This window comes from Orrella marina, from assembly GCF_003058465.1.
GTDB lineage: Bacteria > Pseudomonadota > Gammaproteobacteria > Burkholderiales > Burkholderiaceae_B > Algicoccus > Algicoccus marinus.
On record NZ_CP028901.1, the window covers coordinates 551968 to 573282 of the forward strand.

The following is a 21315-nucleotide window of genomic DNA, read 5'->3' on the forward strand; positions in this document are numbered from 1 at the left end:
TCTTCCACGAGTCAAGGAGGTGGCACTCGAGCAGTGGTGTCGCCCATTCCGGATCAGGGCATCAGAACCTCACGCTCAGACTTGCGTTGACGCCATGTTGCTGCTCACCACTGCCAAACTGACCTTCATAGTAAATACCGAGAGTGGCTTGCTGACTGATCTGCATGTCCAGCCCTGCGCTCACAATGGCTGCATTTCGGGCAATGGGCACACCACTGACCGGGAAGGGCGAGCCCGAGATGAAGGCATTCGTTGATGTTGGCGTGACATCGCCGAAGGCATGTCGCCATCCCAGGGTGCCACGCAGCGTTGCCTGCATCTGGCCCATTCTGAACTGCGTATCGCCCCGCATGCCCAGTGTGCTGAAGGTTGTATTCGAGTCATTCCCCTTGATCCTCAGAGCTGCAACACCGCCGGACTCCGCGAAGTCCGGGGTACTCAGATTGACGTATGCCAGACCCGCAAAGAGCTCAAGACGTGCTGGCCGGACGTCGATCTGATACCCAGCTTCCCCGAAAAGCTGGACTGAGCGTGCCTGGTAAGACGCTGACAAGTTGTTGCTGAATCCGGAGAAGGCGGCCGTGCGAGTTGAGCTTACGTTGTGCCAGCCGTATGTGGCACCGAGTCTCAGCCCAATAACATCCCACTGCCCCCGCCGTATACACCGAGCGAGTACGAGTCGATATCTGCAGAGGAGCTCCAGGAATCCAGGTCGACAGATGTGCGACTGTAACCACCGGCCAGGCCCAATTGCCAGGCATCTCCCACCGGTGTATCAACACCCACAAACAGTCCTCTGGTATCCGATCTCAGTCCAGTCACATTGCCGTTGCTGCTGTACTGTCCCCAGCTTCCAAAGGCTTGTGCCCACCCGGTCGCCCCTCTTCTTGTCAGATCGGTGGTGCCAGGACTTCCCGCCACTGCAGACAGCCCATAGGGCTGTTGCGCAAGTCGGGACGCGGCGACACCGCCGAATGCCCCACGCATCCGATCGAGCACGGCGTTGCGAACAAAGGTGCTGTTCTCGATCATTGGTGACTGAACAGATGCGTAGATCTCACCTGAAAGGCTAGCCAGTGCGCCCGGAATCTGGTTGCCGGGGAGGGTGGCCAGTGCAGGAAAGAAATCCGCAGCAACTCCCGTGGGTCGAATACCGGCCGCCGGGCGGAACGAGTCGAGTGCACTTCCGACAGCATTCTCATTGTCTGTGGCCGTGATGCCAGCTGCACCGAGGTTGCCATAGCTCGCAGGTGTGACCACGAGATCGATTGATTGCGGCGCATAAAGCAGATCCATCCGGGTACCCGGTGGCAAACCTGCGCCAGGTTGCTGCAATCCGTCAAAACCGCCTAGCACGCCACCCTGAGCCGTGACGATGCCCGCGAATCGCTGACCGATCGTGGGTGTAAAGTTGTTGCTGGCAGGTGGCGTGATACCGCGCAGGCGCACTTCGACCGTTCCAGCCGTGGTAAAAGTATTGCCGGACCCCAGCATGACCGTGCGATCATAGTTTCCTGGACCAGAACCCGTTCCCGGACCGTCTACCTCGATTTCCAGTGTGCTGCCAGTTGCCATGGTGACCGGAGCAAGAAATGTCAGCGTTCCAGGTGAGCCTCCCGGCGCCAGACGGCCCTCAATTCGGCTCGCACTGGCAATTGTGCCGGTTCCGCCCAGCGTGCCGTCCGGCCGAACAGTCAGTGGGCCGCCTGATAACGGACCGTTGACCATCAGCTGGCCGTTGACCACTTCGACTCCCCCATCAAAACGCCCACCTGCCGCAAGCGTCAGTGCGCCACTGCCCTGCGTGAGGAGTTTGCTGCGTGCGCTGATGAAGTTCGTCAGCACCAGGGAATCGCTGCGCGAGAACGACAGCTCGGCTGGCTGCGGAACAAACTGCGCGGCATACCAGCCGATCCCTTGATAGCCGAGATCAGCGTCTTGCAAGACGGCGTTTAGATTGCCATTAAAGAAGTACTGCCCGGTACTTGCATCGTAGAACCGGTAGAAGGCGTCGGCACCCGGCCAGGCACGGTCAAACGCGCCGAATATGCGACCTTCGTCCTGCCAGGCGGGGTTGTTATCCAGCGCAGTCTGTTCTCCAACATCCATCGTGTAGATCCGCGCACCAGTCTTCTGATTCAGATAAGACTTGACGTCACTCACACCGGGTCGGTCGGGTTCGTTGGCGAACGGAATGTCCACCAGATCCTGCCCGGTATCCACGAGATTGGCCGCGACGATGGAACTCGATGTCAGTGTCTCGGCGCCAGATGGGTCGCGTAGCCGTAGTACGACCGGCAGGTCATCGTCTTGGTCGTAATCAGCCAGTGCCTGGCCGGCGTAACTGATCGTCCCGTCTGCATCCAGACTCAGAGCTATTGCAAACTTCTGTTGCAATGCCGGTTTGGTGTAAGCCACGCCAGGGGCGGGCGTGCGGCCCGGACCACCCGGGTTGTAGATGTCGGTATAACCGGGTTCTGCCGAGGTGGGAATCTCGACCCATTGCAGCAGACGAATTGCCTCCTCGTCACCCTTGAGCACAATGTCGAAATAGTTGTCGTGATCTTCGACGTAGTAGGCACGATCCGGCTGACCTTCGACAATCGGACTTTCAAGTGGCGGGCCCACTTCAGCCAGGCCGACGACCTGGACCTTGCCCACTCCAAGGTCGTAACTGACCCCTGTGCGGGTGATCACAACCTCATTGCCGTTCGCATCGACTGCGTGCAGACGAAATGACTGCTCGAAGTCGGTGGGCAGAAATCCGCTCACGCCGTCAGGTGAAAAGCCCCCGGATGTGTAGAGCCGCAACCGGTACTGGGCATCGTCTCCGTAGAGTGTGTAAGCGTCGTTCGGAAAGGCTCCGCCCAGAGCAGGCGGGGGCGAATCACCTACGGGCGAGAAGTGGTTCAGCTTTGCGCCCACCAGCGATGGTCCCGCCACATAGGGATTGGAACTGGTTCTGGACAATCCGGTCACAGAGACCGGGCCATTCGGACCGACTGCCATCATGGAAGAATTCCCCTCCACAAAGCTCACGTTCACCGGGTAGACCGCACCGGGTGTTCCCGGGGTCAACCGGTTGCCAAAGCGACCGAAGACCACGACCACGTGACGTTCGTTGTGATCGTAATTCGGATTGAGTGCAGCAGCGACCGGGTTAACGGTCTCACCGGTATTCAGGGTGATTGCGATGTTCTCAGGGGCCACCGTGCCAGGCAACAGTGGCCAGCTGACTTCAATCGGCATGGCATCAGCGTATAGCGGGTAAGTCCCGAATCCGGCCGCGGCAACGCCAATCGGACTTGCTGCACTGGTCAGGTTTCGAAGCGGTGGTACGGGATCAAGTCCCGCCCAGTCCATGTTGACACCGGCACCAGCCTCAATCGCAAGGTTCAGATCGCCGGCATTGAACAGGCCAGGCACGCCCATGATGCCCTCAAACCCGTATCCGGCTGCCAGAATCTCGGGACGGTCGGTCCAGAGATCGGCGTTGATGAGGACGGGGCGCTGCAACTGGATATAGGCTGCAAAGGTGGTGGGATCAGGTTGGGCCTGAGCCATCGACAAAAACGCCAGGGATAGCAGTTTGATCAGAGCCAGGCGGCTCATATTCGTGCACGAAAGAGCTGGAGGCATTGTCATCTTCCGGTTTGATCGAAGAAACGAACGCGAATTTCCAGGTCGATCTGTGATGAAAATGGAATTCACTGTGCAGTCACCAGCAACAGAGCCCTCAGTCGAGATGGAGGCAACGCTGTCTGTGCAAATCTGACTAGATGTCTGGTGATTCGAGAACTGACACTTTGAAGTCATGCTGACGCTCCTTGTGACCCGGGTTTGTTGTTGGGGCAAGAGCACTGCAGAGAAAAAGCACTGAAACTGAAACAGAAGGGCGCGAGCCAAGGATCAAATGACGGTGCAACCTGCACAAAGCATCAAGTCAGACCAGCAAACATCCAACGTAATCTGGTGACATGACCTCATGGCGCGCTCAGATTGACGATCCCGCAACCTGTTGGGTCTGTTCAGACCTGCCTGATCGTCAAGAGTATATCGACCGGGCTTCTCAAATGGAGGTGGTTTGATCTAAGGGAAAACCCTTTAAAACGAACGCAATGCAAGAACGCGTCTTGTTGGCGATGGGGCTCTTTGCATACGATTGTGATCTGTTAGCGACTCGCGCTGTCATGCCAGGTGCTGGGCGTCAGGCTGATCTGTTCGTCGCCTGTCGGTACGAACAGTTCGCCTTCCTGAATGTTGATGTGCAAGTCCATGTTCCGTTCGACCTTCTGGGCGAGTGTGCGGATTGGCTCGGTAGGCAGGCAGATGACCCGAAGGTTTCTGGCGCGCGCCACCTTTTTGCTCACGCCGTCCCACCAGAGCTTGCTCGCATGTCCGTTGAAGCAATAGATGATCACTTGGTCTGCTTTGCCACACGCGCGAAGAATGCGGGTGTCGGTCGGTTGGCCAACCTCGATCCAGAGCTTGATTTCACCGGTCAGGTCTTTGAGCCAGAGGTCAGGTTCATCGGTCTCGCTCAAACCCTTGGTAAAGCTCAGATCTTCCTGAGCGTGCCGGGCAAATGCCAACAGACGGACCATCATCCGCTCGGCGGTCTCCGACGGATGACGGGCAATCGTCAGAGAATGACTGTCGTAGTAGTGCCGATCAGTGTCTGCGACATGAATGTCCACCTTGTAGATCGTTGCGCCGAGCGCCATTGAGACCGCCTTGTTTTTTTGAGCTGGTGAGTATCTGGAGACCAGAATGATAACGCCGGCGAACCCACTGACGTCCCGACACAGGTTCTGTCGAGGTGGATTCAACGTATCGCCAGCGCTGGCGCGCAAAAGGCTGCTGAGCTTTTTAATGACTCGTCGCATTCTCCCCGATTTGGGGATCCCCGTTGACGCTCTGATCGCAGATGCTGAAGCCGACTCTTGAACTGTCTGTCAGGCGCTTTAAATGGACGGCTCTCGTTTTCCTTTGCTGGATGTGCCGGCGCGTGACTGACTGAGCCTGGGTAAGATCGACTGATCAGAAATGCCTGTCGTGTGATGATCCATGAGTTCTCAGTCAGTCTCTCACAGGTTTGCACGAAAGGTTACTGATCGTCTCAATCAGTCAGTCCGAGCTTGCGTCTGAGCATCTCTATGACAGGGCGGATCCAGATATGGCGTTTGGCCAGGTCTTCAAACTCTGCGAGCATCACGTTGAGCGCCTGGCATCCTTCCTTCGTCCGGGACGCTTCGCGCGGAGTGATCCCGCCCAGTTCTGGTAGCTTGTCGTCCATCCATTTCTCCCAGTAATCCTCAGCATTGCGATCGAACGCCGTCTGATTGTTCAGGCTCCGGGTGAGCGATGGCAATGAGTCGATCAAAGGGTCGTAGGCGTCATCCAGGAAGTCAGATTCATCGAATATCTCGGGGATCACCACCTCGCCGCTGGACTCCAGTCTGGCCAGATCACCCAGCAGTGAGGTAATTTCGGTTTCGATCTCGTCAAGCATTTCTATGGAGTTCATGTTGACAGTGATGCCGTCCTGGTCGATATAAATATCGGCCAGTGTGTCGCTGTCCCAGCTTGGATTGTCCGGGTCCTCGTGGTCGAACCAGGGGATGTAGACGTACACCAGGTTGTCATCGTCGTCATAGACCGCATCAAATTCCATCAGATCAGAGACATCAAACCCTGACAGGCTGGCCAGTGCATCCAATGCCTCATAAGGCTGGCAATTCAGGGAGTAGATAATCTGGGTGATTTTGAATTCATCGTAGATACTGGGCCACATCCTGCCGTAACTTTCGTCATCCTTTCTCCGGATGCTGAAGTACAGCTTCCGCAGCGTGGGTTCTTCCTCCCGTAAAACCTCCGGGTCGAGCAATGGCAGTGTGTCTGGTGAGTCGGACAAGCCTGTGTGGGTCATTGCAAGATGTATGTGCAACTTCTGGATGTCGTCCAGCCAGTGCGCACGAATGATCAAAGGCCCAAGCCCGTAGGGAATCGTGTTCCCGTCGACAGTGAGTAACCGCATGTAGAAAACCATGCCAGGCTCCAGGTCGACGAAATACTGCAGATCGTGCACAACATGCTGCTTGCCGGTCATCAAATCATCAAACATGACCGAGTGTCCCGTCTGATAGTCCAGAACGCGGTAGTAGCTGAAGTACGACCTGTCAATGGCCTCGATAATTCGACGCTCAAGCGCTGCAACGCTACGTCCCCGCGTTTGCAGGTAGTGCTCGGCAACGGGTTGTTCGGGCTCAGCGTTGCCCGTTTCAAGAAGCCTGACTTCATCCGGGCGCCAGTCATGCAGGAACCAGTGTGGAAAGAGGGTTTCCACCTCCGGAAACACGTCCTTGTCCATCATCAGTTCGGCATCCAGTGTCATCGTTTCCCATGCGCGTACAACAGAGTCAGACGCGTAGTACATATCCGCATGCTCAAACAGAGCAAACAGCAAAGATTCTGCCGTGCGTTTGAGCTTGGCTAATCCAGCATCGCGCTTGCCTGCAGTGTCAGCCATTTCCGTTACGTCTGTTCTGGCGGGGGTGGTCTGCTGGATCATGCAGCACTTCTTGAATTTGATACCGCTACCGCAGGGGCATGGGTCATTTCGTCCAGGTTTTGTCATAGTCTGAAAATAACGCTTGGCAATGAGATGGGATGAGATGGGATGGGATGAAATGTGGTTGGTTGTGATGGAACTGGGCGCAACCTGATCGCGAATCAGGCTGACTGCTCTTACGATAGCGCAAATCAGTCTTGCGTGTGAATCCATCTGGCAGGCTGTGCGCCTTGATATGCATCAGTTATTCTGACGGTTCTAAGCTCTCGCATTAACGAGGGCTCGCTGTGGTAGTGACCTCTGTGCCGTGTGCGGTATCCGGATCAAGGTCTCGTTGAACAGGTGCGACGCTCCTGAGGGTTGCGATCCCTGTGAGGGTTACCTGTGATCTGGGTCACGCATCGAGGCAATGATATTCCTGCCAAGGAAGAACAATGAACAAAGTGCCTGGTTTATCCCGTGATGCGTTCGAGGCATACGAACTACTGACAGTTCCAGTATGGGTCTTTGCGCGAGACAGCCTCAGGGTACTGGCCGTCAATCAGGCAGCGCTGACATGGCTCGGTTATGAGCGCGAGACTTTGCTTCAGATGACAGTGCTCGATATCCGGCCTGCAACTGAACGGGCGCGATTTCTGGCCAGCATACGGGGATTTGAAGGCAGCAACATTGACGCCGGTATCTGGACCATCATCGCAGGAAGCGGTGCACAGTTTCGGGTCGAGTTCGGGTGGACGAAAGTCCTGTTCGATGAGCAGGAGGCGATTGTTGCAAGCATCCGTGACATGACCCATATTTTTCAGGAGCGGGCCACCAGCCTTTCGTTAAGTTCCAGCCTGGCCTCCATGCGTGAGCGGATGGTGCTCCATGAAGAACAGTTTCGCAGGCTATTCGAATCCGTGCCGGGAAAGATGCTGGCGCTTCTGCCGGACGGATTTGTCATCACCGGGGTCACCGATGAGTACGCCAAAGCTGTTTCACGCACGCGTGAGGATCTGATCGGTCGTCAGCTTTTCGATGCGTTTCCGGATGACCCTGATGAGCCAGAAGCCGATGGGTCGCGTAATCTGCAGGCTTCCCTGAATCGTGTCATGACTTTGCATGTGACCGACGTCATGAACATCCAGCGTTACCCCGTTCTGATGCCGGATGGACACTTCGAGGAAAGGTACTGGCTCTCGCTGAACAAGCCTGTACTGGATGATGCGGGCAAACTGCTCTTCATCATTCACAGAGTGGAGGACGTGACTGGATTGTTGCGGACCGCAGATGCGCAGAGCAAGGCAGCCGGGATTGAAAATGGTCTGGCAATGGCCTCTGGCCAGCCAGGGGGCTATGCGCCGGTCGCCGAGATGTCCGCCGCACTCACTGCACTTCAGAATCGTGAGGCTCGCCTCAGAGCCGCCGAGTCCTTGCTTGAGCTCGGTGTGTGGGAGTTCGATCTGGCATCAGAACGGTTTAGCTGGTCGCCCCGGGTGTTTGATGTTTACGGGCTCGCGACCGAGCAGCTGCCTGTCAGTCTGGACGGATATGTCGCGAATGTTCACCCGGATGACCGTGAGCAGATGCTCGCCAGATACAGAGAGTTCGAGCGCGAGCGTGCGCCGAGCCTTGTTTTTGAACACCGAATCGTGCGTGCCAATGGCTCTGTTGCATACGTGCGCGGGGTCGGCGCCCGACACGCGATCGAGGGCCGCGAAGTCATTCTTGGGTACGTTCAGGACATCACAGAGATCAAGCATGCTGAGCATCAGCTTTTTGAGGCGGCGCGTCTTCAGAGAAGGGCGGGATACATGGCCAGACTCGGGACCTGGCAGCTCGAACTCAATCCGCAACGCATCGTGTGGAGTGCCGAGACCGCAGCAATGCACGATGAGCCCGAAGGGACATCGCCGTCACTGGAAGAGTCGATCAAGTACTACGCACCGCAGTACAGGGACCTGGTCAAGGAGATGGTGGATGCCTGCGTGAGCAAGGGCAAGCCGTTCGACGAGGTACTGCAGCTCACCACCAGTAAAGGACGATGCATCTGGGTTCGGGCGATCGGAGAGCCCGTGTACGGATCACACGGACAGGTGGTTGCCGCCGAAGGCGCGTTTCAGGATATCTCCGAGTTCATTGCCGCAAGAGACCTCTCTGAAGACCTCTCGAGACGGCTGCGGCAGACTCTGGAGCGAATCAGTGATGCCTTCTTCTTGCTGGATGACCAGTGGCGTTTCACATTTCTGAATAATCAAGCAGAGGTCGTCCTGCACCGCCCGCGCGAGGAGCTACTGGGGCGAATTGTCTGGCAAGAGTTTCCAGCAGCGGTTGGAACCACGTTTCAGACGGAATACGAGAAAGCTGTTCGCGAGAACACAACAGTGCGCTTTCTTGCTTTCTATCAAACGCTAGCAAAGTGGTTCGAAGTCGCCGCGTATCCTACCGATGAAGGGCTGGCGGTGTACTTTCGGGATGTGACCCAGCAAAGAGCCCGCGACGAGCAGTTGCTGTTGCTTGAGTCTGCCGTCTCGCGCCAGAATGACATCTTGCTGATCACCCGCGCGGAGCCGATTGACAGCGATGCCGGACCCGAAATTGTTTATGTCAATGACGCGTTTGTTCGTCGCACCGGATACTCGCGCGAGGAGGCTATCGGCAAGACCCCCCGGATTCTGCAAGGTCCACGCACACAGCGCGCTGAGCTTGACCGTATTCGGCAAGCCCTTGAGAACTGGCAACCGGTGCGTGCAGAACTCATTAACTACACCAGATCTGGCGAGGAGTTCTGGATAGAGCTTGATATCGTGCCGCTGGCAGATGCGTCAGGGTGGTTCACGCACTGGGTTGCGATCGAGCGCGACATCACGGACCGCAAGCTTGCCCAGCAGGCACTCCAGTTGAGTGAGGAGCGCTTCAGGCTGGTCGCCAGAGCAACGGGCAACGCAGTGTGGGAACTGGATATCGAGACCGGAAATCAATGGTGGAGTGAAGGCCTGACCGAGATATTCGGGCACAAGCCCGGGTCCGTGCAGGATCTTCGCGATGTGTGGAACATAAACATTCACCCAGATGACAAGGCACGACTGCTGGCAGGGTTGGCCAGATTGCTCACCCAGGACGCGGACAGCTTTACCGAGCAGTACCGGTTTCGACGTGCAGACGGTACGTGGGCCCGGGTGCAAGATAGTGCCTTCGTGATCAAGGATGAATCTGGTGCACCGGTGAGAGTGCTTGGTAGCGTGAATGACATTTCCGAACGCTTGCAACTCGAGGAGCGATTGCATCAGGCCCAGAAAATGGAAGCGGTGGGCCAGTTGACCGGGGGCGTGGCCCATGACTTTAATAACCTGCTTACGGTTATTCTGGGTAATGCAGAAACCTTGACACAGACGCTCGAGTACAGCCCGCGTCTGTATACAGCGGCCAGCATGATTGTGGATGCTGCCGGGCGAGGCGCTGAACTGACGAGTCGGTTGCTGGCATTCTCCAGACGACAGCCACTCGAGCCGCGCTCGGTCAATGTGCGTAACCTGATTCTGGGTATGGAGGACCTGTTTCGACGGACTTTGCCCGAGACCATCAACATCGAAATTGTGTGTGGTGGTGGCCTGTGGAGTGCGGAGGTCGATCCTGCACAAATCGAGTCGGCTTTGCTGAATCTGGTGCTCAATGCGCGCGATGCCATGCCTGATGGCGGATGCCTGACAATCGAAGCCGTCAACGCACAGCTGGACGATGATTACGTCGCCAACGAGCTCGACATCGTCGCGGGTCAGTATGTCATGATCATCGTGACCGATACCGGTCACGGTATTGCACCTGAACATCTGGGCAGGGTATTTGAACCGTTCTTCACCACCAAATCACCTGGCAAGGGCACAGGCCTGGGGCTGAGCATGGTGTTCGGATTTGTCAAGCAGTCAGGCGGTCACATCCGGGTTTACTCAGAGGTTTCCGAGGGGACTTCCTTCAAGCTTTACTTTCCGAGGTCATATCGTCCCAGTGAAACCGAAAGGGCAGGCTCCTCCCGGCGAATCATGGCCCGTGGCTCCGAGACGATTCTTCTGGTAGAGGACGACGCGCTGGTACGAGCCCATGTCCTGGCCCAACTCCGAAGTCTGGGCTATCGGGTGCTGGAAGCGGTTGACGGACCGAGCGCGTTCGAAATCCTGAAGCAACACGCGGATATCGATCTGCTGTTCACTGATGTGGTCATGCCAGGCGGGATGGGTGGCAAGGAGCTGGCGCAGATTGCACAGGCCATGCTGCCGGGGCTCAAAGTGCTCTTTACCTCTGGCTACACCCAGAACTCGATTGTGCATAATGGCCGGCTTGATCAAGGCGTCGAACTGCTGACCAAACCCTATCGCCGTGATCAGCTCGCATCCAGGATTCGGTCGGTACTGGACAGTTAAGTCGTGCGCATCTGGCAGACACGGCAGCCCAGGGGGCTCAGATGTGATTAATGTTTTTTCAGTGTCGTCCAGACGGCATCCAGCAGAGCATCCCGTGTGTACGGCTTCGATACAAGAGATGTTCCATCTGGCAGGCCACCCTTGCCGCTGAGTGCCAGTCCCGAATAGCCCGAGCAGAACAGGACACGCAGTCCTTTTCTCAGACGCTGGGCGTGCTCTGCAAGCTGGCGACCATCCATGTCTGTCCCCAGGAAAACATCGGTGAGCAAAAGCGAGATTTCCGGGTGTGCTGCGAGCAGACTCAGGGCCTCGTCGGGGCCAGAAGCTTCCTTTACTTGGTATCCTTCGGCACTGAGCAGGCTCGTCACATGGCGTCTCACGAGCAGATCATCCTCCACGACGAGAATGGATTCGCCTTGATTGTCCCTTGATGGAGCCGGATTTGAGGTTTCTGGTGTGGCGAGTTCGGCTTGACTCTGGTCGGAGTGGGTCGATCTCATCATCGGAAAGTACAGGCTGACCGTCGTGCCTTGGCCGACAGAGGATGCGATGTGGATGTGTGCGGCCGATTGTTTGACAAATCCGTGAACGACACTCAGACCAAGACCGGAGTGCTTGCCAGCTGCCCGGGTTGTAAAGAAAGGTTCGAAGATACGCTCCATGACTGTTCCGGGGATGCCGTGTCCGTCGTCGCTGACTGACAGTAAAACGTACTCGCCGGCAGGAATGTTCGCATACGTGTTAAGACTGGGTTCGCAGAGGACGACGTTGGCTGTACCGATCTCGACTGATCCTCTACTGGGCATGGCCTGCACTGAATTGATGACCAGATCCTGTATGACAGTTTCAAGCCGCTGAGGATCGACATGACATAACCATAGTGCAGGTTCAAGTGTCAGTTTCAGGGCGATTGCGGGTCCTGTCACTTGTCGAAGTACAGGGTCGATGTTGCGGATCAAGTTGTTCACGTCAGTCAGTCTGGGCGCCAGGGTCTGGCGTCTTGCGTACGTGAGCAGTTTCTGTGTCAGTGCGGCTCCGCGCTCTGCTGCGAGAGTCACCATCGATGCCAGTTCGTGAATGTCCTGTAAAGGCTCACCCTCTTGAGAAGACTTCGTCAACTCGCAGATCAGTTCTGAATTGCCCAGGATGACTGTCAGGAGGTTATTGAAGTCATGTGCGATGCCGCCCGTCAGAATACCGATTGCTTCGAGTTTTCTGGCTTGTGCCAGTCGCTCGGTCATCGCTCGTTGCTCCGTCACGTCTCTCGCGCACACCAGCTCGGCTCTGCGCCCCATGAACTCGATGACTTCGGACGTGATGTCAACCGTGCGTCTGGCGCCTGATTTGTGAATGTGCGTCCAGGAGCCAGCCTGATCGATTCCACTGTCGAGTGCCGAGATGTTCTGTTCCAGTCTGTCGATATCTTCTGTCGGGCGAATGTCGCGAATCGTCATGCCCAGAAACTCTTGCCGTGTGTAACCATAGGCGCGGATGGCTGCATCGTTGACCGCCAGAAATGCCAGTGTCTCCAGATCATAGACCCACATCGGATCCGGATGGCAAGTAAAAAGAAGGCTGTGATCAGCGTTCACAGTGTGCCTGCCGATGCGCCAGAACTGTACTGTCTGCTCCATCGCAGCGCCTCATAACCTGGCATGGGTCGCGAAAAGTAATACCCCTGAACCTTGTCGCAACCCGCTTGCGCCAGAAAATCAAGGGCATGCTGATTCTCGACACCTTCTGCCGTGACCTCCAGGCCCATTGCCTGACCGAGTCCAATGATGGCAGCGCAAATTTTCTGAGACTCCGTTGACTGGGCCAGATTGCCGACAAATCGTTTGTCGATCTTGATCTCGGAAAAAGGCAGACGTGCCAGTTCGACAAGAGACGAGTATCCGACCCCGAAATCATCAAGCGACAGATGGAATCCCTGAATCCGGTATCGGGTCAGAAATTCAAGCAGTTGCATGGGGTCCTGATGCTGTGCTGTTTCCGTTACTTCTAGTGTGATGCGACCAGGGGAAACACCATGCTTGGATGACAGCGTCAGGAGTTGGTCGGCCAGTGCCGGGTCGGTCTGACTACGCGACAAGTTCACCGCCAGACCGATCTCGTACGCGTCCAGTTGCTTAAGCCAGAGTACGGCGGACTCCAGGATCTGCAGCGTGAGCGGCGTGATGAGTCCGGTGCGCTCGGCCAGCGGGATGAAGCTGTCAGGGCTGATCATTCCGAACTCCGGATGATTCAGTCTGGCCAGTGCCTCAAATCCACATAGTCTTTGTGTCTGACAAGTGAATTTCGGCTGAAAATAGGGCTCGATCCAGCACTCTTTGATTGCCTGAACAAGCATGTCTTCATCGACAATCTGGTCTGTCGGGTTCCTGACCTGCTGTTTCTCGGCACCTGCGCCAAGAAGAGAGCGAAACATTTCGGGAGTGAACGGCTTGGGCAGGATGCCAGCGAGATTCAGGCCATATTCCGTGGCCGTTCGGCCCGCTGCCTCGAGTATCCGGTTGCTCAGTCCGCTGGTCAGGATCACTCTGCCGGGATAGTGAAGCACCTGTAGCTCACGAAGGACCTGGATGCCATCCATATCAGGCATCGCCAGGTCAACCAAGACGCAATCCGGTTGCCAGTCACGCAGTGACTTGAAAAAATCAGTAGCATTGAGTGAGGCGCGCACATCAAACCCGGCTCGACGGGCGATGATCCGGGCGGTATTTGTAACCGATTCGTCGTCATCCAGAATCAGAATGCTGCCCGCAGCGTTTGCTTTGCTGTCTGTCATTTGAAGACGCCTCTGGAGCATGGGTGGGGTCGAACCCCGTGGGAAGAAGCATACCAAAGCGACGGACACTTTTGGCGCTTTTTGTCATGAGCGAGTTGTGTGGCGTGGTCCGATACTTGCAGGCATACAAGTGAGACGCCCGCAACTGCCCGTTCCAGTGTGGTTATAAAGGCGCTACGTCAGTCATTTCGTGACGCACATTCTCTGGCGCGTGTTGCCGCTGCCTGACCCGGGTGGACGAAGATCAACGCAACACGTGACAGGTGATCTGGCTCGAGTGCAGTCAGACGTTGCATCTGTCAAGTCTGCAGCCAGTTTCTGGTTTGCAACTCAGCCATGGACATTACTCACGCTGCTGTACAGACCGTGAGGACCGCGTTGCCCCTGGTGGTCTTCAGCACGTAACAGGATAACGCGTTCATGCAGACATACTCGTGTTGACTAAAAACATACTGAGTAGTATGTTTTATCGACGAATCTGAAATGTACACAAAGAACAGGGCGCCGGGTTCGCTCTACGTCGAGTCAGCAAGGAGGGTGATGTGAGAGTACTCATGACAGGAGCGAGCGGCTTCCTGGGTCAGGCGGTGAGTGCCGCGATTGTGCAGCGTGGCGAGCTAGAGCCAGACCTGGATGGAGTTGCCGTGAAGGTGACGGATTTGTTGTTGGTCGATCGCGCGGCACCTGCTAAACCGGCGGGCTGGGCACGTCCCGGGCTGGCGGTTTCGGCCCAGTGCGGTGACCTCACGCAACGACATTTTGTGCAGAAGATGATGTCGTTTTCTCCGGATGTCATCTTTCATTTTGCTGCCGCACTGACCCTGACAGCAGAGCGTGAGGACGATCTGGCCTATCAGCTCAATATCGCCTGCCTGCATGAGATGATCCAGAGATCCCATACTCAGTGCCGGCTGATCTACCCCAGCTCGATCTCAGTGTTCGGGGGAACATTACCTGACGCTGTCGATGATACGGTTGCGCCCGCCCCAGAAACGACATACGGGACGCACAAAGCCATGTCTGAACTGATGCTGGCCGACGCCTCGCGCAAAGGTCGGGTCAGTGCTCGGAGCTTGCGTTTGCCAATCGTGCTGGTGAGAGACTCGAGTCCACAACCCACGGTCTCGGATCAAGTTGCTGCGATCGTGCGTGAGCCGCTTGAAGGGCGTGACTTCGACTGTGGGCTCAGACCGGATACCCGAATGCCGGTGGCGTCGGTCACGGCTGTCGCAAAGGCATTGCTCAAACTTAGCGAGTTGCCAGAACATGATCTTCCCCCAAGCCGGGTCATGAACCTGCCGTCCCTGACGGTTACGCCTGCCGAGATGATTCACGCCGTGGCTCGTCATGCGCACGGCCAGACGGTCGGCCAGGTGTCTTTTAAACCGGATCCGATGTTGCAGACCATTGTCGATGGCTGGCCACGGCAGTTCACCTCCGAGCACGCACTTTCACTTGGTATCCGGGCCGATGCAGGCGTGGATGAGATTGTGAATGACTATTTGCTCAGAAGATCAGGAGTGCCCGAAAGCAGTTTGCATGCAAAGCGTTCCGGGAGGGTTGAGCCATGAGTGCAAATCAATCTGCTTGCCCATCACAGCAGTCCGATCAGTTGCCGGTCTGCATTATCGGTGCGGGTTCATCAGGCCTTTGCGCAGCCAAGGCCCTTCAGCAACGAGGCGTGCGGTTTGATTGCTTCGAGAGCGGTTCAGCTATAGGTGGGATGTGGCGCTACGAGAACGACAATGGTCTATCTTCTGCCTACCGGAGTCTGCATATTGATACCAGCCGCCAGAATCTGGGTTACTCGGATTTTCCCATTCCGGACCATTACCCTGACTATCTGTCTCATTACGAGGTGATCGAATACCTGGAGGCGTTTGTCGCTCACTTTGGTCTTTATCCTCTCATTACCTTCAATACTTCTGTGGTCGACGTCTCGCCCGATGCGGACGGAAACTGGCTGGTGACACTCGATGATGGAACCTCCAGACGATACCGGGCAGTGGTTGTAGCAAACGGTCACTTGTGGGATCCAAGAATGCCCGCGTTTCCCGGATCCTTTGATGGCGAGGCCATCCATTCTCATCATTACCGAACGGCCGCGCCGTACGAGGGCAAGAATGTGCTGGTGGTCGGCATCGGTAATTCGGCAGTCGATATTGCGGTCGATGTCTGCAAGAATGCGCGTCAGACGTTTCTTTCGACCCGACGCAGTGCGTGGATTCTGCCCAAGTACATCATGGGCATCCCGACCGATCGGTGGGGTACATTTTTCACAAAGCGGTTGCGACTACCCACAAAATGGAGTCGCGTTCTGGTTCATCGACTGGCTTATCTTGTGACGGGCGATCAGGCGCGCTTTGGGGTGCCGCATCCCGGACACCCAATCTGGAAGGAACATGCAACGTTAAGTCAGGAGCTGTTGCCTTATTGTGGGCATGGCTGGATCAAGGTCAAGCCAGACATCAAACTGCTTGACGGCAAGTCGGTGGTGTTCAAGGACGAAACTCGTCAGGAGATTGATGCCATCATCTACGCGACGGGTTATCGGTCCACGTTCCCGTTTCTCAAGCCCGATGTGTTCAAGATTGAAGATGGTCAGGCGGCCTTGTATCGACGCATGGTTCCTCTGAGTGCGCCGGGCCTGTTCATGCTGGGACTGATACAGCCAATCGGGCCCACAATTCCACTGGTTCAGGTGCAGGCGACATGGCTGGCTCGCGTACTTGATGGCAGCATGCAGTTGCCTGCACAGGGTGTGATGCAGGCCGAAGTCGACGCGCATCAGAATAAGATCGCCAGTCAGTACGTTGGGTCTGCACGCTATACCCTGGAAGTGGATGGGCTGACGTATCGCCGCCAGTTGTCAACTGACGTGCGTTACGGAAAAGCGGGGCAGTCGTGACCGTCAGGGCGGTGTTGGCTGATTCAGCGCTAATGGTCTTGCGACTCATCATCGGAGCCATCCTGCTTGCCCGGGTCGTGCCTGGGCTGGCTGCGCGTGAATACGCATCGGTTATCCGGAAGAGGGGGGCGTGAACGTGACAGCGGGCGCATTGTCTCGTCAGAAGATTCTTGATACCGCTGCGCAGTGCTTCATGCGGCAGGGATACCACGCCACCAGCATTGATGATATCGCACGCGCGCTCGGTTCGACCAAAGGTCGTGTCTATCATCACTTTGCTTCAAAGATTGATCTTTTCTTTGCGGTGCACAGAGAGGGCATGAAACGCCTGTTCGACGCCGTTGTTCCAGTTGTGCAAAAGGAAGATACAGGACAGAGCACGCTAGAAACATTAGAGGCCATGTTGCAGGCCCACGCGCTGGCCTTGCTGGAGCACCACACCTATGAAAGTGTGGTGGTACAAGGTGTGCACCTGCATCGCTTTGGGGCGATGACTCCTGAAGAACGACAGACTCTCGATGAGTTGATTGCCAGTCGGGACGCTTTCGAGAGCCTTTTCAAGGGTCAACTGGCTCGATTGAAGAAAGCCGGCTTTCTCAGGCACGCCAGTGTGTCGGTTGCCGCCAAAACATTGCTAGGGGGGATCCAGTGGTCACTTGTCTGGTATCGACCCGATCAAGACACCAGTCCCGCCTCTCGCGAAAGCCTTGCGCGAGAGATGGTGAACGTGCTCATGCATGGGCTGGTCAGGTAATTGTGGGGCAGACGCGCGACTTGCGCGCGCGGCCATTTGATAGTCTACCGGGCGCCCGGGCGCCCATCGCGTTGCCGGACAGGTTGCGCTGTTAGACCGGGTCTGTATGATCAGAACGGTGGGTCATCATCAAAATCGCTGACGGGCTGGGGAGTCGAGCGCGTTTGATTCCTGGGAGGTTGTGGCTTTGCAGGTTCGTAGTTCTGTCCCGAACTGCGAGACTGGTCGTCTCGCTTACCTAGAAGCGTCAGGTCGTTGACTCTGACTTCGACGCTGTTTCGGGTCTGCCCCTCTTTGTCCTGCCATTCCCGCACGGACAACTCGCCGCTCACGCCAACGAGCTGTCCTTTGATCAGGAACGGTGCAACGGATTCCCCGCGTTTGCCAAACATGGAGCACCGTGCCCAAACGGTGCTCGCCCTTTCGCCAAAACCGGATTTCACACCAACAGAAAAACTGACGACCGAATCTCCGTTGGGGGTGTAGCGTACCTCTGCATCACGTCCGAGGTTGCCGGTAAAACTCCATGAATTCATGCCAAATTCCTTTTTAGGCGGTTGTAACTGGTCAATGCTTTCTTTCTCACCTGAAACCGTGCATGACATCGTGCGAGAGGCGATGCATGGCACCCGAAATCGTGTCTGCCTCGGTAGATACGGTGGTACACAGCCCGGGTTCAGGTGGGCGTCTTTCATTGACTTGATGTCGATACCGCCATCATAACGAAGGTTGGATGGACGCACACGTAGCGGTGAGCCGAACGGGTCCGCAAAGGCGAGCTTCCTGCTGGTCGGTCCGTCCCGGAGCAGGGCCAGTGGTTTGGGGTATTCAGGGCCTGATCACAAAACAGTGCGATCAGGCCAGGTCTGCAGACGAATGGTCCACTATCCCATGCTTGCTACTTTGTCGCAGGAAACCTGTTCGGCGATCGCCATTTGTGGTTCCACCACATAGTCCTCGGTTCCGTGGCGCGCCCGGGTGACCAACCCCATCCGGTTCATCAATGAGATCAGCGGGGCCGGATCCAGCTCCTCGACATTCACCATGCCACCCATATCCCAGGTGCCGTCGGCGATCAGCATGGCCGCAGCAACCGCCGGGACACCTGCTGTGTAGGATATTGCCTGGCTGCCGACCTCTTTGTACGCCTCTTCATGATCGCAAATGTTGTAGATCAGGACCTCCTGAGGTTTGCCGTCTTTGGTGCCTTTGACCAGGTCACCGATGCAGGTCTTGCCGGTGTAGCCCGGAGCCAGCGAAGCGGGATCTGGCAATACTGCCTTGACAACCTCAAGTGGTACGATCTCCTGACCGCGGGCCGTGCGTACGGGATGCTCTGAAAGCAGGCCGAGGTTTTTCAGTACTGTGAAAACGTTGATGTAGTGCTCACCAAAGCCCATCCAGAATCGAATGTCTGGAACGCCGAGATTGCGCGACATCGAGTGCAGTTCGTCGTGCCCGGTCAGATAGGTTGTGCTCTTGCCTGTGACTGGCAGATCCCATTCCTTCTTGCGCTCGAACATGGCGTTGGCTTTCCAGGCGCCGTTCTCCCATGACCAGACGGTCGAGGTGAACTCCCGGAAATTGGTCTCCGGATCAAAGTTGGTCGCAAAGTAGCGCCCGTGACTTCCAGCATTGACGTCGATGATGTCGATTGAATCGACCTGATCAAAGTAAGTGTCCATCGCGTAACGGCCGTAGGCGTTGACCACTCCCGGATCAAAGCCGATGCCGAGTATGGCGGTTACTCCGGCTCGCTTGCAGGCGTCCAGGCGCTTCCACTCGTAATTGGCATACCAGGGCGGGGTCTCGCACACCTTGGCTGGATCCTCATGGATCGCGGTGTCCATGTAAGCAGCACCCGTTTCGATGCACGCCTGCAGAACCGACATGTTGACGAACGGCGAGCCGACATTGATGACGATCTGGCAGCGAGTGGCTCGGATCAGAAACTTGGTTGCCTCAATGTCCATGGCGTCTAGCTGATGGGCCTGAAGCAGACCGGGCATGTGCAAGCTGCCTTTGTCATGGACGGATTCGATGATCGCGTGACATTTGGCAAGCGTGCGAGACGCGATATGGATATCACCCAGCAGGGCATTGTTTTGTGCACATTTGTGGGCCACTACGTGAGCAACCCCGCCGGCACCGATGATCAGGACGTTGCGTTTCATCGATTTGATCTCTTTAAAGTTAAGCGATGTCGTCAGCAAATTCGTTCAGAGCGGGTCTGCAGCACGAGTATGCAGTGCATCTCTGCAGACCCGGGTCTCAAGACAGGCTGGCAACATAATCGTCATAAGAAAACTCGCGCACGAGCTCAATGGTGCCATCGACCTTGCGAATGGCGATTGCCGGCATGTGAATGCCGTTAAACCAGTTTTTCTTGACCATGGTGTACCCACCGGCATCACCTATGGACAGTCGATCACCGACTTGTAATGGCTGGTCAAACAGACCCTCCCCAAAAATGTCTCCGGCCAGACACGTCTTGCCACAGACCTGATATTGATGGATACCGCTGGCATTGCCAAGTGGAGCCGACTCGCGATAGATCAGCAGATCCAGCATGTGGGCCTCGGTCGAACTGTCGACCACCGCCAGATGCTTGCCCCGAAACCCCACATCCAGCACACTTACTTCGAGCGTGGTGGTATGTCTGACTGCGGCTTCACCAGGTTCGAGATAGACCTGAACACCATAGTCTTGTGCAAACCGCTTCAATCGTTCGCAGAAAGCCTCGACCGGATAGTCCGGTTCCGTAAAACTGATGCCGCCGCCAAGACTGACCCATTCGAGTTGTTGCAGGACGTCTGCGTAGCGGCTTTCCACCTCGGTTAACAGTGCGTCAAAGCGCTCAAAGCTGGCGTTCTCACAGTTATTATGTATCATCACGCCGCTGATGCGATCGATGACTGAAAGGATCGCATGCGGGTCGGACTCCCCCAGCCGGCTAAAAGGCCTGGCTGGGTCTGCAAGATCAAAGCCTGCCAGGCTCACGCCTGGATTCAGTCGCAGACCAACCGGTTTTTTCTTTGCTCGTGACTCAAAGCGAGTCAGCTGGCTCAGGGAGTTAAAAATGATCTTGTCACAGTGACTGATTACCTCGTCGATTTCATGGTCTGCAAAAGCCACGCTGTAGGCATGTGTCTCCTTGCCAAACTTTTGCTGCCCGAGCTTGACTTCGTAGAGTGAGGAGGACGTGGTGCCGTCCATGTGCTGGCGCATCTGGTCGAACACAGACCAGGTCGCAAAACATTTGAGTGCCAGCAGGAGTCTGGCACCCGATTGCTTGCGGATCTGGTCCATTACCTGCAGGTTTCGATGCAGGGCTGATTCATCAATCAGGTAGTAAGGTGTCTGAAGCGTGGTATCGGTCAAAGCGTTTCGGCTCCGGCAGGGGTGGGTTTAGGGCCCCGTTTCCTGGGTTCGTGGTGTTTAACGTCGCGGTAGTCGATGATCATCGCCGGCTGACCTGGAAAAGTGGCGACCAGATCGAGTTTTCCGCCGATGCATTCAACGTAGTGCCGCAGGGTGGACAGCAACATATCACTGCGTTTTTCCAGTCGGGAGATCGTGTCTTGCCCGACACCAAGGGACGCCGCCAGTTCCTCCTGGGTCTGGCCCGCTCGTTTACGAAGATCTTTCAGTGTCGTGAGGGACATCGTTTCGGCTCCCGTGAGTGGGTTTGCAGCGAGACGCTGGTCCGGTTTCCGGTACTTCTGTTTTTTTGCCATGTAACAACCATACGATTTCAGGGCAGAGATTAATTATGGCTTAGAAAGCATATGTTGTCAAAAGCATATTTCATTTCTGAAACTTTTCATATTGCAAAGGATTGCCCGTGTTGTCCGCTTTGTTCGCTTTGTCCGTCTCTTGACCAGCTTTTTCAAGGAA

The 21315-nt window shown here is 56.2% G+C and carries 14 protein-coding genes and 1 pseudogene; 4 read left to right on the plus strand and 11 right to left on the minus strand.

The window, feature by feature from the left end; genetic code table 11:
* Positions 1-61 precede the first annotated feature (61 nt).
* The 5 genes and pseudogenes from DBV39_RS20200 to DBV39_RS20385 form a co-directional block, all read right to left on the minus strand.
* Complete coding sequence (locus tag DBV39_RS20200) at positions 62-721, minus strand: autotransporter outer membrane beta-barrel domain-containing protein (protein WP_322348756.1); 660 nt, start codon at positions 719-721, stop codon at positions 62-64.
* Complete coding sequence (locus DBV39_RS20205) at positions 628-3612, minus strand: autotransporter outer membrane beta-barrel domain-containing protein (RefSeq protein WP_108620207.1); 2985 nt, start codon at positions 3610-3612, stop codon at positions 628-630. The genes DBV39_RS20200 and DBV39_RS20205 overlap by 94 nt, the downstream gene beginning before the upstream one ends.
* A gap of 560 nt (positions 3613-4172) precedes the next feature.
* On the minus strand, positions 4173-4724 hold the full coding sequence (locus DBV39_RS02470; protein ID WP_108623036.1) for a YaeQ family protein: 552 nt from the start codon (positions 4722-4724) through the stop codon (positions 4173-4175).
* 395 nt (positions 4725-5119) lie between these two features.
* On the minus strand, positions 5120-6571 hold the full coding sequence (locus DBV39_RS02475; protein WP_193853093.1) for a hypothetical protein: 1452 nt from the start codon (positions 6569-6571) through the stop codon (positions 5120-5122).
* 21 nt (positions 6572-6592) lie between these two features.
* Positions 6593-6784 (minus strand): annotated as a pseudogene (locus DBV39_RS20385) (hypothetical protein); the annotation flags it as partial.
* 221 nt (positions 6785-7005) lie between these two features.
* Here DBV39_RS20385 and DBV39_RS02480 point away from each other — a divergent pair.
* Positions 7006-10968, plus strand: a complete 3963-nt coding sequence (locus DBV39_RS02480) for a PAS domain S-box protein (protein ID WP_108620209.1) — start codon at positions 7006-7008, stop codon at positions 10966-10968.
* Between the two features lie 47 nt (positions 10969-11015).
* On the opposite strand, the gene DBV39_RS02485 is transcribed toward DBV39_RS02480, so the two are convergent.
* Positions 11016-12602, minus strand: a complete 1587-nt coding sequence (locus DBV39_RS02485; RefSeq protein ID WP_108620210.1) for an ATP-binding protein — start codon at positions 12600-12602, stop codon at positions 11016-11018.
* A complete protein-coding gene (locus DBV39_RS02490) occupies positions 12557-13756 on the minus strand; it encodes an EAL domain-containing response regulator (RefSeq protein ID WP_159078752.1) in 1200 nt (399 codons plus the stop codon). The genes DBV39_RS02485 and DBV39_RS02490 overlap by 46 nt, the downstream gene beginning before the upstream one ends.
* A gap of 554 nt (positions 13757-14310) precedes the next feature.
* On the opposite strand from DBV39_RS02490, the gene DBV39_RS02500 reads away from it, so the two are divergent.
* The 3 genes from DBV39_RS02500 to DBV39_RS02510 all read left to right on the plus strand — a co-directional run bounded on the left by DBV39_RS02500 (position 14311) and on the right by DBV39_RS02510 (position 17418).
* On the plus strand, positions 14311-15327 hold the full coding sequence (locus tag DBV39_RS02500; protein WP_108620213.1) for an NAD-dependent epimerase/dehydratase family protein: 1017 nt from the start codon (positions 14311-14313) through the stop codon (positions 15325-15327).
* Complete coding sequence (locus DBV39_RS02505; RefSeq protein ID WP_108620214.1) at positions 15324-16664, plus strand: flavin-containing monooxygenase; 1341 nt, start codon at positions 15324-15326, stop codon at positions 16662-16664. The genes DBV39_RS02500 and DBV39_RS02505 overlap by 4 nt, the downstream gene beginning before the upstream one ends.
* A 130-nt stretch (positions 16665-16794) precedes the next feature.
* Positions 16795-17418 (plus strand): TetR/AcrR family transcriptional regulator, encoded by a 624-nt coding sequence (locus DBV39_RS02510; RefSeq protein ID WP_227870774.1) that lies wholly within the window; start codon positions 16795-16797, stop codon positions 17416-17418.
* A gap of 110 nt (positions 17419-17528) precedes the next feature.
* Here the strand turns inward: DBV39_RS02510 and DBV39_RS02515 are convergent, their stop codons facing one another.
* The 4 genes from DBV39_RS02515 to DBV39_RS02530 form a co-directional block, all read right to left on the minus strand.
* The gene (locus tag DBV39_RS02515) at positions 17529-17954 is read right to left on the minus strand and encodes a single-stranded DNA-binding protein (RefSeq protein ID WP_108620215.1); all 426 of its coding nucleotides are present in this window, start codon (positions 17952-17954) and stop codon (positions 17529-17531) included.
* Positions 17955-18302: 348 nt separating this feature from the next.
* On the minus strand, positions 18303-19592 hold the full coding sequence (locus tag DBV39_RS02520; protein ID WP_108620216.1) for a saccharopine dehydrogenase family protein: 1290 nt from the start codon (positions 19590-19592) through the stop codon (positions 18303-18305).
* Positions 19593-19689: 97 nt separating this feature from the next.
* Positions 19690-20727, minus strand: coding sequence for a carboxynorspermidine decarboxylase (locus DBV39_RS02525; protein ID WP_108623039.1), 1038 nt, complete (start codon positions 20725-20727; stop codon positions 19690-19692).
* 68 nt (positions 20728-20795) lie between these two features.
* A complete protein-coding gene (locus DBV39_RS02530) occupies positions 20796-21155 on the minus strand; it encodes a helix-turn-helix domain-containing protein (RefSeq protein ID WP_108620217.1) in 360 nt (119 codons plus the stop codon).
* Positions 21156-21315: the final 160 nt, after the last annotated feature.

Excerpts from the sequence above, each read along its gene's own strand:
- DBV39_RS20205 (WP_108620207.1), bottom strand. The coding sequence starts at position 3,612 with ATGAGCCGCCTGGCTCTGATCAAACTGCTATCCCTGGCGTTTTTGTCG.
- DBV39_RS02470 (WP_108623036.1), bottom strand. The coding sequence starts at position 4,724 with ATGGCGCTCGGCGCAACGATCTACAAGGTGGACATTCATGTCGCAGAC.
- DBV39_RS02475 (WP_193853093.1), bottom strand. The coding sequence starts at position 6,571 with ATGATCCAGCAGACCACCCCCGCCAGAACAGACGTAACGGAAATGGCT.
- DBV39_RS02480 (WP_108620209.1), top strand. The coding sequence starts at position 7,006 with ATGAACAAAGTGCCTGGTTTATCCCGTGATGCGTTCGAGGCATACGAA.
- DBV39_RS02485 (WP_108620210.1), bottom strand. The coding sequence starts at position 12,602 with ATGGAGCAGACAGTACAGTTCTGGCGCATCGGCAGGCACACTGTGAAC.
- DBV39_RS02490 (WP_159078752.1), bottom strand. The coding sequence starts at position 13,756 with ATGACAGACAGCAAAGCAAACGCTGCGGGCAGCATTCTGATTCTGGAT.
- DBV39_RS02500 (WP_108620213.1), top strand. The coding sequence starts at position 14,311 with ATGACAGGAGCGAGCGGCTTCCTGGGTCAGGCGGTGAGTGCCGCGATT.
- DBV39_RS02505 (WP_108620214.1), top strand. The coding sequence starts at position 15,324 with ATGAGTGCAAATCAATCTGCTTGCCCATCACAGCAGTCCGATCAGTTG.
- DBV39_RS02515 (WP_108620215.1), bottom strand. The coding sequence starts at position 17,954 with ATGAATTCATGGAGTTTTACCGGCAACCTCGGACGTGATGCAGAGGTA.
- DBV39_RS02520 (WP_108620216.1), bottom strand. The coding sequence starts at position 19,592 with ATGAAACGCAACGTCCTGATCATCGGTGCCGGCGGGGTTGCTCACGTA.
- DBV39_RS02525 (WP_108623039.1), bottom strand. The coding sequence starts at position 20,727 with ATGGACCAGATCCGCAAGCAATCGGGTGCCAGACTCCTGCTGGCACTC.
- DBV39_RS02530 (WP_108620217.1), bottom strand. The coding sequence starts at position 21,155 with ATGGCAAAAAAACAGAAGTACCGGAAACCGGACCAGCGTCTCGCTGCA.